This window comes from Winogradskyella alexanderae (assembly GCF_020166335.1).
Classification (GTDB): domain Bacteria; phylum Bacteroidota; class Bacteroidia; order Flavobacteriales; family Flavobacteriaceae; genus Winogradskyella; species Winogradskyella alexanderae.
Genome location: NZ_JAIUJR010000001.1, coordinates 672,980 through 685,632 on the forward strand (window position 1 = coordinate 672,980; position 12,653 = coordinate 685,632).

A 12,653-nucleotide genomic window follows, 5' to 3' on the forward strand; every position below is an offset into this window, starting at 1 on the left:
GAAACGAATCAAACAGGTATTTATTATAGCTAGGATCTAATAATACAATTGATCTGTCTTCAGGTTAAGGAAACGCTGTGTGGCAATAAACGTACTTATCCACGTAATGACAATCCCTAATAAAAATATACCAACAAATAATCCTATAATCAGAATAGTATTTCTAAGAAGTTCTAATTCTGGGAAAGTTAAATCTAAATAATAAAGTACAACAGCCATTCCTATTAAAGCAACAAAAGCACCAATAATTCCAAGTTGTACACTCTTCCAAATAAAGGGTTTTCTAATAAAACTCTTTGTCGCTCCAACCATTTGCATGGTTTTAATGATAAATCGCTTAGAGTACACGGCCAATCGAATAGAACTATTAATAAGAAGTACGGCAATTAGGGTAAAAATACCACTGATAATTAGCACCCAGAAGGTAATTTTTTTGACGTTATCGTTCATCAGCTCCACTAAATCATTGTCATATCGAATTTCTTCTATAAAGGATTTATTAGACAAGCCTTCCGAGATTTCTGAAAGACTTTCGGTAGTAACATAATCTGCCTTTAAATATACATCTATAGAATTTTTTAAAGGATTGTAACCAACAAAATCCATAAAATCTTCTCCAGTTTCAGCTTTCATAATTGCAGCAGCATCTTCTTTTGATACGTATAGTGCTTCTTTAGAATAATCTGCCATTACCAAGCTTTTTTTCAGCTGATTCACCTCAACATCTTTCGCTGTATCATTAAGGTAAATGGTCATTACAACCTGTTCCTTAAAATGATCGGCAACTTTTTTGGCATTGATAACCAATAAACCCAAACAGCCTAATAAAAATAGAACTAAAGCAATGCTTATAACTACAGAAATATAAGATGAAATAAGTTTTCGCTTTTGGTATTTGTCAAATGATGAGGCCATTCAAAAATTGGATTAATGCAGTAAAAATAAAAAACAATTTAGTTATCTCGAGTAATACAACGTTTAGTTTTTAATTGTGTTGTAATACCACTAAATTTGCACCTTATTTCAAGGGTATTGCTATAATGAGATACGATTTTAACAAGATTGAAGCCAAGTGGCAAAAGTATTGGGCCGATAATCAAACTTTTAAAGCTGAAAACGATTCGGATAAACCAAAATATTATGTCTTGGATATGTTTCCCTACCCAAGTGGTGCAGGTTTACATGTTGGTCATCCATTAGGCTATATTGCTAGTGATATTTATGCGAGATATAAGCGTCACAAAGGCTTCAATGTGCTTCACCCTCAGGGTTATGATAGTTTTGGTTTACCTGCTGAACAATATGCCATTCAGACGGGTCAACATCCGGCTATCACTACTGAGGCTAATATAAAAACCTATAGAAGGCAATTAGATCAAATAGGATTTTCATTTGATTGGACTAGAGAAGTGCGTACCTCAGACCCTAAGTATTACAAATGGACACAGTGGATTTTTATTCAACTTTTTGAGTCATGGTATAATTATGATAGTGACAAGGCAGAGGATATTGATGCCCTGATTAAAATATTTGAAGCTGAAGGAAATGCAAATGTAAATGCAGCCAGTGATGACGATGTTACTGTATTTTCAGCTGACGATTGGAAAAGGTTTTCTTCTGAAGAAAAACAAGGACTTTTATTAAAGTACAGGTTGACCTATTTGGCAGAAACTGAAGTTAATTGGTGTCCAGCATTAGGTACCGTATTGGCGAATGACGAAATCGTAAATGGTGTATCAGAGCGTGGTGGGCATCCTGTAATTAGAAAAAAAATGACACAATGGAGTATGCGAATTTCTGCCTATGCAGAGCGACTGCTTCAAGGGCTAGAAACCATAGACTGGACAGATTCACTTAAGGAAAGTCAACGCAATTGGATAGGGAAGTCGGTTGGTGCCTCAGTGACCTTCAATGTAATAAATTATGATGCTAATATTGAAGTTTTTACCACGAGACCCGATACTATTTTTGGTGTTTCATTTATGACTTTAGCACCAGAACATGAATTAGTGTCAAAGATTACCACAGATGACCGAAAGGAAGAAGTCAATGCTTATATCGATGCCACAGCAAAACGCTCAGAACGGGATAGGATGGCGGATGTCAAGACTATTTCAGGAGTGTTCACGGGTGCTTATGCCGAGCATCCATTTACAAAGGAAGCTATTCCAATATGGATTGGTGATTATGTTTTGGCAAGCTATGGTACAGGAGCTGTAATGGCTGTACCATGTGGTGACCAACGCGATTACGATTTTGCAAAACACTTTAATATTCCTATTCCAAACATTTTTGATGGTGTTGATATTTCGGAAGAGGCTTTTGCATCGAAGGATAATGTAAAAATTGGGAATAGTGATTTCCTTGATGGTTTAAACTATAAGAAGGCAACCAAACGTGCTATTTATGAGTTAGAACAAATAGGCCAAGGACAAGGTAAAACCAATTACCGACTGCGAGATGCTGTGTTTTCACGTCAACGCTATTGGGGCGAACCCTTTCCAGTGTATTACAAGAATGGCTTGCCACAAATGATTGATGTGGAGCACTTGCCCTTAAACCTTCCTGAGGTTGAAAAGTACTTACCAACTGAAACAGGAGAGCCTCCTTTAGGAAATGCAAAAGTTTGGGCTTGGGATACGACTACTAATGCTGTAGTAGAAAATGATAGAATTGATAATGAGACGGTCTTTCCTTTAGAATTGAATACTATGCCAGGTTGGGCAGGCAGTTCTCAATATTTTAATAGGTATATGGATCCTCATAATGATGAGGAGATTTTCTCGAAAGATGCTATAAACTATTGGCAACAAGTGGATTTATATATAGGTGGAAGCGAGCACGCAACGGGTCATTTATTGTATTCACGTTTCTGGCAAAAATTTATGTTTGATAAAGGCTATGTGCCACACGACGAATATGCCAAGAAGTTGATTAACCAAGGCATGATTTTGGGGACAAGTTCATTTATATTCAAGTGGAATACAAGTCTCAAGAAGAATGACAAGCCAATTCTTATATATACTAACTTTGAAATAATTGACGAAATTATTCACAAAAACATGAGATTTGAGGAGTTGTTTTCTGGTGAGTTAAAAGAATTGTTTGATACCAATTTTCATATTTCTAGTAAGGCTAAATATGAAAATTTTTCTCCAATGCATGTGGATGTTTCATTAGTAAATAGCAGCAGTTTAGTTGAAATAGACGATTTAATAAAATGGAGACCAGAACTAGAAAAGGCACATTTTATTGGGATAGAAAATGGCTGTATTAAGGTTAAACATGATGTCGAAAAAATGTCTAAGTCTAAGTACAATGTTGTTAACCCAGATGAAATCTGTGAGCAATATGGTGCAGATAGTTTGCGCTTGTATGAGATGTTTCTTGGGCCATTAGAGCAATACAAACCATGGAATACGGCTGGTATTACAGGCGTGCATAGTTTCCTCAAAAAACTATGGAAATTGTACGTTGGCCAAGATGGTTTAAATGTCACTGATGCAGAGCCAACGAAAGATAATTTAAAAACGCTACATAAAACCATAAAAAAGGTTGAGGAAGATGTTGAGAACTTCTCGTTTAATACTTCGGTTTCTACCTTCATGATTGCTGTTAATGAGTTAACCGCCCAAAAATGCACGAGTAAGAAAATACTAGAGCCTTTATTGATTTTGATTTCACCTTATGCACCACATATTGCTGAAGAATTATGGGAAACATTGGGGCATACCAAATCTATATCAACAGCGCCTTTCCCAATATTTGATGAAAAGCATTTGGTTGAGAGTAGCAAGAATTATCCAATTTCTTTTAATGGTAAGATGCGATTTACTCTAGAATTACCTTTAGATATGAGTAAGGAAGATATTGAAAAGACGGTATTAGCTTACGAAAAAACTCAAGAGCAACTGCAAGGTCGCACTCCAAAAAAGGTAATCGTTGTGCCTGGTAAGATTGTAAACATAGTTGGATAATTTATGGGTAGTACGCTAGATAGAATTAAAAAAGTAAGCTTCATATTCTTTCTAGCAATTTTAATTGGTTTGTCACTAATTTGGATGTTTGAGGATGATTTTGATGCAAATCAGTGGCGAAGTAAACCGGATGAGCGCTATAAAATGGCCAATGATATAATTGAGCACAATTTACTTGGTGAAAAATCAAAAGAAGAAATCATTCAAATTCTGGGAATTCCAAGAACTTCAGATTCAAATACGTTAATTTATGACTTAGGCACACCGCCAAGTTTTTTCGATTCAGAACCACAGCGTCTCGTTATAAAACTTAGAGATGAAAAAGTTGTCAGGGTGACTGTAGTACAGGATTAATAGTCAAGATGTTTTAACCATATTTCCATTTGTCGATGCAATTTTACCTTCGTCTATTGCTGTATTTCTTTGAAAATGAAATTATTATTGAAAAAAGTTTAAATAAGTTTCCTTTATTTATTAATTCCGTAAAAATTGGCCTCAATTCAAAACGAAATTTGGATAGCTCAATTTTTTGATAGTAATTGACATGGCTATTAAACTCAAAATCTAATACTATGAATATTGGCGTTCCTAAGGAAATCAAGAACAATGAAAACAGAGTTGGTATGACACCTGCTGGCGTTTTCGAACTCATTAAAAACAATCATACCGTTTACGTTCAAAAAGAAGCTGGTTTAGGAAGTGGTTTTTTTGATGATGATTATCGAGAAGTTGGTGCAGTAATATTAGAAACAATTCAAGAGGTTTACGCTTCTGCAGATATGATTGTGAAAGTTAAGGAGCCGATTGAAGAGGAGTATCCCCTAATAAAATCGCATCACGTGGTTTTTACCTATTTCCATTTTGCATCTAGCGAACCGTTAACTAAAGCCATGATAAACAGTAAAGCGGTATGCATTGCTTACGAGACTGTTGAAGATGAAGACGGTACGTTGCCCTTATTAACGCCAATGTCTGAAGTTGCTGGCAGAATGGCAATTCAACAAGGTGCCAAATATCTAGAAAAACCAATTAAAGGTAAGGGTGTTCTATTAGGAGGTGTTCCTGGCGTGCCTCCAGGTAAGGTTCTCGTACTTGGAGCAGGTACTGTAGGAATCCAGGCGGCTAAAATGGCCGCAGGTTTAGGTGCGCATGTAACGATTATGGACATTAATATGAAGCAATTGCGCTATGTGAATGATATAATGCCAAAACATGTGGTTACAGAATTTTCTAGTGAATTCAATATTAGAAATAGAATAAAAGATCACGATTTAATTGTTGGAGGCGTTTTGATTAAAGGTGCAAAAGCCCCTAAATTAATCACAAGAGACATGCTTAAAGAAATGCATCCAGGAACTGTGATTGTGGATGTAGCAGTGGACCAAGGTGGTTGTATTGAAACAACTAAAGCAACCACACATGAAAATCCTACATTTATTGTCGATGATGTTGTACATTATTGTGTTGCCAACATGCCAGGGGCAGTGCCATACACGTCGACCCTAGCGCTAACAAACGTCACATTGCCATATGTTTTGCGACTTGCAAATCAAGGTTGGGAAGTTGCATGTGCAAAAGACCAATCTTTAAGAAAAGGCCTCAATATAGTTAATGGCAAGATTGTGTATGAAGAAATTGCAGAAGCTTTTAATTGGTCATTGGAAGCGATGTAATTTGGGGATTAGTAAATCAAAAACTGACATTATTTCTTAACTCAAATTTGGCTTATTTTTTGCTGTTCATTTCGTAATTTTACAATAAAAGTAACGATAAAATTATGTTTGGATACTATATATTAATTGGTGCAATTGCACTAGTAAGCTGGTTAGTAAGTAATAAACTCAAAAAGAAATTTGCCTTCTATTCAAAGCGTCAACTTCAAAATGGTATGAGTGGACGGGAAATTGCCGAGAAAATGTTGTCAGATCATGGAATTTATGATGTAGAGGTAATTTCTGTAAGAGGTCAATTAACAGATCATTACAACCCAAAAAATAAAACTGTAAACCTTAGTGAAGCTGTTTATAATCAGCGTAATGCCGCTGCCGCTGCTGTTGCAGCACATGAGGTTGGGCATGCCGTACAGCACGCACAAGCTTATGGTGCGTTACAAATGCGCTCTGCATTGGTGCCTGTTGTGAGTGTTACATCTGGTATGTCTCAATGGTTGGTTATTGGAGGTCTTATTATGGGAGCTGCCGCAGGAGTAGGCATGGGCTACTGGATTGCCGTTGCCGGACTTGTTTTCATGGGAGCAGCAACCTTATTTAGTTTTATTACTTTACCTGTTGAGTACGATGCAAGTAATAGAGCCTTGGTTTGGTTAAAGAATAAACATATGGTTAGCCAACAGGAATATGAAGGTGCGGAAGACGCCTTAAAATGGGCTGCTAGAACTTATCTAGTCGCCGCAGTAGGTGCATTGGCATCACTTCTATATTGGGCACTCCAAGTTTTTGGAGGAAGAGATTAAGAAACAATATTTATATGGAAAGCACCGTATTTCACACGGTGCTTTTTTAAGATTATATTTTTATTTGTCTATCTATCTGTTGTTGTAAGGATATAAAGGTTTCAGTTCTGGAAACACCTTTAATGGTTTGAATTTGAGAATTAAGAACATGCATTAAATGTTCATTGTCTTTTGAAAGTATCTTTATAAAAATACTCCATTCTCCTGTTGTATAGTGGCATTCAATTACCTCTGGCACCTTTTGTAATTGTTTAACAGCATCAGGATTACTTACCGCTTTATCCAAGTATACACCAACAAATGCCATGGTAGTATAGCCTAGTACCTTTGGGTTAATAATAAATTTTGAGCCTGCAAGCAAACCAGATTTTTCAAGTTTTTTTAGTCTTTGATGTATTGCAGCGCCGGAGATGCCGACATTTCTGGCTATTTCTAGAATAGGCGTTCTAGCATCTTCCATTAGAGCCCGTAGTATCTTTTTATCAATACCATCTATAAAAATGCCCTTTTCATTAACTTTCATGAATGTTTCTATTTATAAATGAAAGTTAAAAATAAAAAAAGGATTTCAAATTGTAATTATTCTAGATTTAATGGATTATAGCCAAAGTATGGCACTTTTTTCTCAATGAATTTTACACCATAGTGTTTTAACTCTTCAAGGAGAGGTGTATAGATTTCTTTGGATATGGGTATTTGTACACCGGGAGTAACAATTTTTTTATTTAGGATATCAAGTGTTGCCATGGCTACGGGTAGTCCTACTGTTTTTGCCATAGCGGTATAGGTTTGGTCTTCTCCCAAAACAACCATTGTAGAATCAATCTGTCGTTTTTCGCCATTAATTGCGTATCCAAACTTATGATACATTACAATCATATCTTTATCATCTTCATCAAGTGTCCAACTGTCCATCAATATTTTTTGTAATATTTGGGCTGGTGTAGCTTTTTTAAGTCCTACCATTTTTATTGAACTAAATAAGTCTAATTCCAAAAACTTGTCCCAGACAATGTCGTCTTGATCAATTTTTAGAGCGTGTCTAAACTTAAGTTCAACAGAATCAGTTGGGCTATAGGGTAAAAATGAATTGACAAAATCGCGATAGCTCATATTTTCACTATCATCAATGGTATAACTATCATCGGTCATGCCTAACTGAACAAAAACATGCCATGCTTTACTAAAACCTACTCTTCGCATTGTGCCACGGTACAAGGTTTTAATATTATCTAAACCATAGGCATGTTGGTATTTGAGCGAATCTCTATTAGCATAAGCTTCAAATCTACCATAGCCTTCAATATCCAAGAATTCTGTGCGCCTAAAGAGCCTATGGTAAGGGATATATTTGAACTGATTTTCCTGTAAAAATTTTGCCGCACCACCTTGACCAGCTACGACTACATTCCTTGGGTTCCAAGTAAATTTATAATGCCATAGATTAGTATCGCTTTCGGGAGCGATTAAGCCTCCTGTAAAAGATTCAAATAACAACATTTTTCCACCGTTGTCTCGAATTCGATCTATAACCTGCATTGCGCTCATATGGTCAACACCAGGATCTACTCCGATCTCGTTCATGAAAATCAATCCATTTGCTTTTGCTTCTTCATCTAGTTGTTGCATTTCTTTGCTCACGTAAGAAGCTGTAACCATATGCTTACTATAAGTAATACAGTCTTTTGCAACTTCAATATGCATTCTAGCAGGAAGCATTGAAATAACAATATCAGCATTTTTAATAGCCTGTTGTCTAGAATCGGAATTAAAAACATCCAAATGAATGATATGCGTATTTTTTGTCTTTTCTCCCAATAACTTAGAAGCATTATCAACATTTATATCACCTATTGTAATTTCAAGATTTTCTGAAACAGATTTGTCTTTGAGATATTTTATAAGGTATGATGAAGACTTACCAGCACCGATAATTAAAATCTTTCGCATAGTGGCTTTATATGACTAATTTTGTATTGCACGAATGTAATAAATAGTACATTTAAATTGAACTTAAATGAATGTTTACTTATGAACAAAACAATATTAATTGTTGCCACAATATTTGGGATTTTAGCCATTATACTTGGGGCTTTTGCCGCGCATGGTTTAGAAGAGTTAATCGATGAAGATGCTATAAAATCATTTGAGACTGGAGTAAGATATCAAATGTATCACGCCTTTTTACTCTTGATTCTGGGAGCTACAAATATGGTCAGCCCAAAGGCTAAAAAACAAGTATTTTTCTTTGTGATTTTGGGCCTAATTTGCTTTTCTGGTTCAATCTATGGTCTTGCAACTAATGACCTTACAACTTTTGATTTCAAGAAAATAGCTTTAATAACGCCTTTTGGAGGTGTGTTCTTAATTATAGCCTGGGTAACGCTACTAATTGGTATTATAAGAAATAAGGCCGATTAATGTTTTAGTTCCTTCCTATTATAAAATATATGTTTTAATTTTGCGCCTTAAACAATACAAAAATTATGACAAACCATACCAAATCAACGAAATCGATTTCGTTGGAAAAATATGGCATTAATAATGCTCAAATCCACTATCAATTATCACCTGAAGATTTACAACAAAAGACCCTGGAAGGCGGCATGGGCAAGGAAACTAAAAATGGAACGCTAGCCGTCAATACCGGTAAATTTACTGGTCGTTCACCAGAAGACCGGTTTTTAGTCAAGGACGATTACACTAGCGATAAGATATGGTGGGGCGCTTCTAACAAACCTATTTCTCCAGAGAATTTCGATTTCCTTCAAAATGAGGTTGAGAATTACTTAAGTGGTAAAGAACTATATGTTAGGGATGGATATGTTTGTGCCGACCCAGACTATAAAATGAATGTTAGATCAATCACTGAATACCCTTGGTCTAATATGTTCATTTATAACATGTTTTTGAGGCCAGATGATAATGAGCTTGATAATTTCCAAGAGGAATGGTTGGTTTTATGCGCACCTGGATATGTTTGTCCAGATCCAGAGGCACATGGTTTGCGTCAAGGAAATTTTTCGATATTAAATTTCACTAAGAAAATAGCACTAGTTGCTGGTTCTGCCTACACAGGAGAAATGAAGAAAGGTATTTTCACGGCCTTAAACTTTATCCTTCCAGTCGAGAAGAATGTGTTACCAATGCATTGTTCGGCAAATGTTGGTGAAGACGGGGAAACTGCAATTTTCTTTGGGCTATCTGGTACTGGAAAGACAACATTGTCTACGGACCCGAACAGGAAGTTAATAGGAGATGATGAGCATGGTTGGACAGCAGAAAATACCATTTTTAATTTTGAAGGTGGTTGTTACGCAAAGGTTATAGATTTAAGTGAGGAAAAAGAACCTGACATTTACAGAGCCATTAGGCCTGGAGCCATTTTAGAAAATGTAATTTTCAAAGAAAATGGTGAAGTAGATTATATGGATAGTACAATAACGCAAAACACACGTGTTAGTTATCCTATTTATCATATCGACAATATTAAGCAGCCATCTTATGCTTCAAATCCTAAAAACATATTTTTCTTAACAGCTGATGCATTTGGTGTGTTACCTCCAATTTCTAAGTTAACACCTGCACAAGCAGCTTATCATTTTATTTCTGGCTATACTGCAAAGGTGGCTGGTACTGAGGCTGGTGTTGTTGAGCCCCAACCTTCATTTTCCGCTTGTTTTGGGGCGCCGTTTATGCCGTTGCATCCTACAAAATATGCGGATATGTTAAGCAGAAAAATGAAAGAAGCAGGTGTAAATGTTTGGTTGGTTAATACCGGATGGACAGGTGGACCATATGGAGTTGGAACACGAATGAAACTTAAGTATACACGCGCTATGATTACCGCCGCCTTAAATGGCGAATTAGGAAACTATACTTATGAAGACTATCATATTCATTCCGTTTTTGGAGTAGCACAGCCGCGAACATGTCCTGGTGTACCCACAGAAGTTTTAAGCCCAAGAACAACTTGGAATGATGATGAGGCCTATTACAAAATGGCCTTTAAATTATCCAATTCATTTAGGGAAAATTTCAAAAAGTTTGAATCGTATGCATCAGAGGAGGTTAGACGCGGAGGGCCTCAACGCTATGCATTTTAGACATAATATATCCATTTAAAAGCGATTCATTAGAATCGCTTTTTTTATGCCCTAATCATTTGATTGCAAATTATTTATATATTTAGGACTGATAACAAGACTTTTAACATTCATATCTACTATGAAAAATAGCTTGCTTTTAGTTCTTTTTTTGGTCTCAATTCAATTGTCATTTGGGCAGTTAAAAAAGAAATATTCAATTTTTCTCAATTTTGACGCCTCCAAGAACGAGATGATTGTCTCTGAAAAAAAGATGAGCGATTCTATCTGGGTAAGAACTTACAAATTTTCAAAAGATACATCCAAAGAAAGTTGCAAGTTTGCGTTACAAATCAATCAAGAAGGTGAACTCATTAAAAGAGGTGAAGCTAATAAACTCATTAAAGCGGAAGAGACTGTTACCTTATACCATTATTCTTACAGAAATAGGGTTGAAGAATTAGATAAAATGCCAAATAAAAATGTCATTAACTACAACGACTTTATTAATTCTGAGTTTAAGAGTTTTAATAAAGTCCTTAAAAATGCTGAACATATCTATGTTATTGACAAGAGCTTTACTTCAAAGAATACAGGAAAAATAAAAGCGTACCAAATTGTATTTTAGGGCATAAAAAAACCCAACAGAAGATTGGGTTTATCAGTTTAGTAGGTATTCTATTACTTACCCTTATTTACAGAGTCAATATATTTTTGCAAAGCCATTGTCATTGAAGGTGTTTCTGGCGTTGGTGCTGCAATATCCACACGCAATCCCTTTTCTTTTACAGCTTTAACAGTAGTGTTTCCAAAAACCGCAATACGCGTGTCATTTTGTTTAAAATCTGGGAAATTATGGAACAATGATTCGATACCTGAAGGACTAAAGAATACTAATATATCATAGTAAACATCAGCTAAATCAGACAAATCGCTGATTACGGTTCTATAAAATGTGGCTTGTGTCCAATTAACACCTAAATTATCCAAAATTTCAGGGATAATAGGTTTTACTTTATCTGTTGTTGGTAGCAAGAATGCCTCTCCTTTGTATTTTTTTATTAAAGGACTAAGGTCTTCAAAGTTTCGTTTACCAACATAGATTTTGCGCTTTCTGTAAACGACGTATTTTTGCAAGTAATAAGCAACAGCTTCAGACTGGCAGAAGTATTTCATTGAGTCAGGGACCTTAAAACGCATTTCCTCGGCAACTCTAAAAAAATGATCTACCGAGTTTCTACTTGTAAGTATAATTGCAGTAAACTTGCTTAAATCTACTTTTTGTTGTCTTATTTCCTTTGCGGATACGCCTTCAACATGAATAAAAGGTCTAAAATCTACTTTTACCTTTTGTTTTTCTTGAAGATCAAAGTATGGAGAGTTCTCTATTTTAGGCTCAGGTTGCGATACTAAAATTGTTTTCACTTTCATACGTCTATCTTTGTTTTATACGTTATAGTCCCTAATTACCTTATATAAAATAATATATGGTCCAATTTCGAGAGCGCAAAGATACAACAAAAAATAAAATATATTAACATAAATTAAGTTTTGATACGTTTTAAACGAACTGAAAAAACCAATAAGATTAATAAGACAAATTAGACCTATTGTTGCGATAATAACAATGTTTTTAGGAATAACAGTGTATAATAAAAATACGTTTGAAATCAATAAGATTAGACCTGAATAGTTTTTAAAGGTAGTTTTCTGGAAAAGGTAGGTGTCAATGATTGCATCTATCTCAAAAAGACTTGCAACTAATCGCTCCACAAGTACCTTTATGATTAAAATAGTGGCAATTGCAAAACTTATTTTTAGAAAGGTAATTAAATCAAAGCTTAATGTCTGTATATAATTGGAATAGGCTAGATAAATAAAAATACTAAGAGAAACGGCAAAGTTGACAAATAAAAACCCATCGAATATATCCACGAACTTTTGATCTCTTGAGTAGATTTTGAGATACTTAGAGTTTCCGATAACGAAAATAAAATCGTTAAAACGCAGGGCGTTAAGAGATTTTGCAATTACCACACAAATAAAGGCTAGAATTAAAAAAACAGTAAACCATTCGTTAGTGACAAATTCTCTCATATTGCTAAATTAAAAAGAAAT

General features: G+C 35.2%; 12 protein-coding genes. 7 read left to right on the forward strand and 5 right to left on the reverse strand.

Annotation, left to right across the window (positions count from 1 at the left end; translation table 11 throughout):
• Positions 1 to 36: 36 nt before the first annotated feature.
• Positions 37 to 915 carry a cell division protein FtsX gene (locus LBU54_RS15360; RefSeq protein WP_262899707.1) on the reverse strand — a complete coding sequence of 293 codons (879 nt, stop codon included), beginning with the start codon at positions 913 to 915 and terminating at the stop codon, positions 37 to 39.
• Positions 916 to 1,040: 125 nt separating this feature from the next.
• On the opposite strand from LBU54_RS15360, the gene LBU54_RS02970 reads away from it, so the two are divergent.
• From LBU54_RS02970 to LBU54_RS02985, 4 genes are all read left to right on the forward strand, one after another.
• On the forward strand, positions 1,041 to 3,977 hold the full coding sequence (locus tag LBU54_RS02970) for a leucine--tRNA ligase (protein WP_224525571.1): 2,937 nt from the start codon (positions 1,041 to 1,043) through the stop codon (positions 3,975 to 3,977).
• Between the two features lie 3 nt (positions 3,978 to 3,980).
• Positions 3,981 to 4,331, forward strand: coding sequence for a hypothetical protein (locus tag LBU54_RS02975; RefSeq protein WP_224525573.1), 351 nt, complete (start codon positions 3,981 to 3,983; stop codon positions 4,329 to 4,331).
• 218 nt (positions 4,332 to 4,549) lie between these two features.
• Positions 4,550 to 5,650 carry an alanine dehydrogenase gene (ald, locus tag LBU54_RS02980; protein WP_224525577.1) on the forward strand — a complete coding sequence of 367 codons (1,101 nt, stop codon included), beginning with the start codon at positions 4,550 to 4,552 and terminating at the stop codon, positions 5,648 to 5,650.
• A gap of 104 nt (positions 5,651 to 5,754) precedes the next feature.
• Entirely contained in the window at positions 5,755 to 6,450 is a 696-nt protein-coding gene (locus LBU54_RS02985) for a zinc metallopeptidase (RefSeq protein ID WP_224525579.1), read from the forward strand.
• Between the two features lie 52 nt (positions 6,451 to 6,502).
• On the opposite strand, the gene LBU54_RS02990 is transcribed toward LBU54_RS02985, so the two are convergent.
• On the reverse strand, positions 6,503 to 6,973 hold the full coding sequence (locus LBU54_RS02990) for an Lrp/AsnC ligand binding domain-containing protein (RefSeq protein WP_224525582.1): 471 nt from the start codon (positions 6,971 to 6,973) through the stop codon (positions 6,503 to 6,505).
• 56 nt (positions 6,974 to 7,029) lie between these two features.
• The gene (locus LBU54_RS02995; RefSeq protein ID WP_224525585.1) at positions 7,030 to 8,400 is read right to left on the reverse strand and encodes a saccharopine dehydrogenase family protein; all 1,371 of its coding nucleotides are present in this window, start codon (positions 8,398 to 8,400) and stop codon (positions 7,030 to 7,032) included.
• A gap of 81 nt (positions 8,401 to 8,481) precedes the next feature.
• On the opposite strand from LBU54_RS02995, the gene LBU54_RS03000 reads away from it, so the two are divergent.
• The 3 genes from LBU54_RS03000 to LBU54_RS03010 all read left to right on the forward strand — a co-directional run bounded on the left by LBU54_RS03000 (position 8,482) and on the right by LBU54_RS03010 (position 11,163).
• Positions 8,482 to 8,871: a DUF423 domain-containing protein gene (locus tag LBU54_RS03000; protein WP_224525588.1), complete on the forward strand. Its 390-nt coding sequence runs from the start codon at positions 8,482 to 8,484 to the stop codon at positions 8,869 to 8,871.
• Between the two features lie 65 nt (positions 8,872 to 8,936).
• Positions 8,937 to 10,556 carry a phosphoenolpyruvate carboxykinase (ATP) gene (gene pckA, locus LBU54_RS03005; protein ID WP_224525593.1) on the forward strand — a complete coding sequence of 540 codons (1,620 nt, stop codon included), beginning with the start codon at positions 8,937 to 8,939 and terminating at the stop codon, positions 10,554 to 10,556.
• Positions 10,557 to 10,677: 121 nt separating this feature from the next.
• Positions 10,678 to 11,163 carry a hypothetical protein gene (locus LBU54_RS03010; protein WP_224525595.1) on the forward strand — a complete coding sequence of 162 codons (486 nt, stop codon included), beginning with the start codon at positions 10,678 to 10,680 and terminating at the stop codon, positions 11,161 to 11,163.
• A 53-nt stretch (positions 11,164 to 11,216) separates the two neighbouring features.
• On the opposite strand, the gene LBU54_RS03015 is transcribed toward LBU54_RS03010, so the two are convergent.
• Together LBU54_RS03015 and LBU54_RS03020 are read right to left on the reverse strand one after the other, a co-directional pair.
• Positions 11,217 to 11,966, reverse strand: coding sequence for a uroporphyrinogen-III synthase (locus tag LBU54_RS03015; RefSeq protein ID WP_224525597.1), 750 nt, complete (start codon positions 11,964 to 11,966; stop codon positions 11,217 to 11,219).
• A gap of 15 nt (positions 11,967 to 11,981) precedes the next feature.
• A complete protein-coding gene (locus tag LBU54_RS03020; protein ID WP_224525600.1) occupies positions 11,982 to 12,632 on the reverse strand; it encodes a DUF4271 domain-containing protein in 651 nt (216 codons plus the stop codon).
• Positions 12,633 to 12,653 lie beyond the last annotated feature (21 nt).

What these genes read in the sequence shown, in the direction of transcription:
- LBU54_RS03000 (WP_224525588.1), top strand. Translation starts at nt 8,482, where the DNA reads ATGAACAAAACAATATTAATTGTTGCCACAATATTTGGGATTTTAGCC.
- LBU54_RS03015 (WP_224525597.1), bottom strand. Translation starts at nt 11,966, where the DNA reads ATGAAAGTGAAAACAATTTTAGTATCGCAACCTGAGCCTAAAATAGAG.
- LBU54_RS02995 (WP_224525585.1), bottom strand. Translation starts at nt 8,400, where the DNA reads ATGCGAAAGATTTTAATTATCGGTGCTGGTAAGTCTTCATCATACCTT.
- LBU54_RS02990 (WP_224525582.1), bottom strand. Translation starts at nt 6,973, where the DNA reads ATGAAAGTTAATGAAAAGGGCATTTTTATAGATGGTATTGATAAAAAG.
- LBU54_RS15360 (WP_262899707.1), bottom strand. Translation starts at nt 915, where the DNA reads ATGGCCTCATCATTTGACAAATACCAAAAGCGAAAACTTATTTCATCT.
- LBU54_RS02970 (WP_224525571.1), top strand. Translation starts at nt 1,041, where the DNA reads ATGAGATACGATTTTAACAAGATTGAAGCCAAGTGGCAAAAGTATTGG.
- pckA (WP_224525593.1), top strand. Translation starts at nt 8,937, where the DNA reads ATGACAAACCATACCAAATCAACGAAATCGATTTCGTTGGAAAAATAT.
- LBU54_RS03020 (WP_224525600.1), bottom strand. Translation starts at nt 12,632, where the DNA reads ATGAGAGAATTTGTCACTAACGAATGGTTTACTGTTTTTTTAATTCTA.
- LBU54_RS02985 (WP_224525579.1), top strand. Translation starts at nt 5,755, where the DNA reads ATGTTTGGATACTATATATTAATTGGTGCAATTGCACTAGTAAGCTGG.
- ald (WP_224525577.1), top strand. Translation starts at nt 4,550, where the DNA reads ATGAATATTGGCGTTCCTAAGGAAATCAAGAACAATGAAAACAGAGTT.
- LBU54_RS02975 (WP_224525573.1), top strand. Translation starts at nt 3,981, where the DNA reads ATGGGTAGTACGCTAGATAGAATTAAAAAAGTAAGCTTCATATTCTTT.
- LBU54_RS03010 (WP_224525595.1), top strand. Translation starts at nt 10,678, where the DNA reads ATGAAAAATAGCTTGCTTTTAGTTCTTTTTTTGGTCTCAATTCAATTG.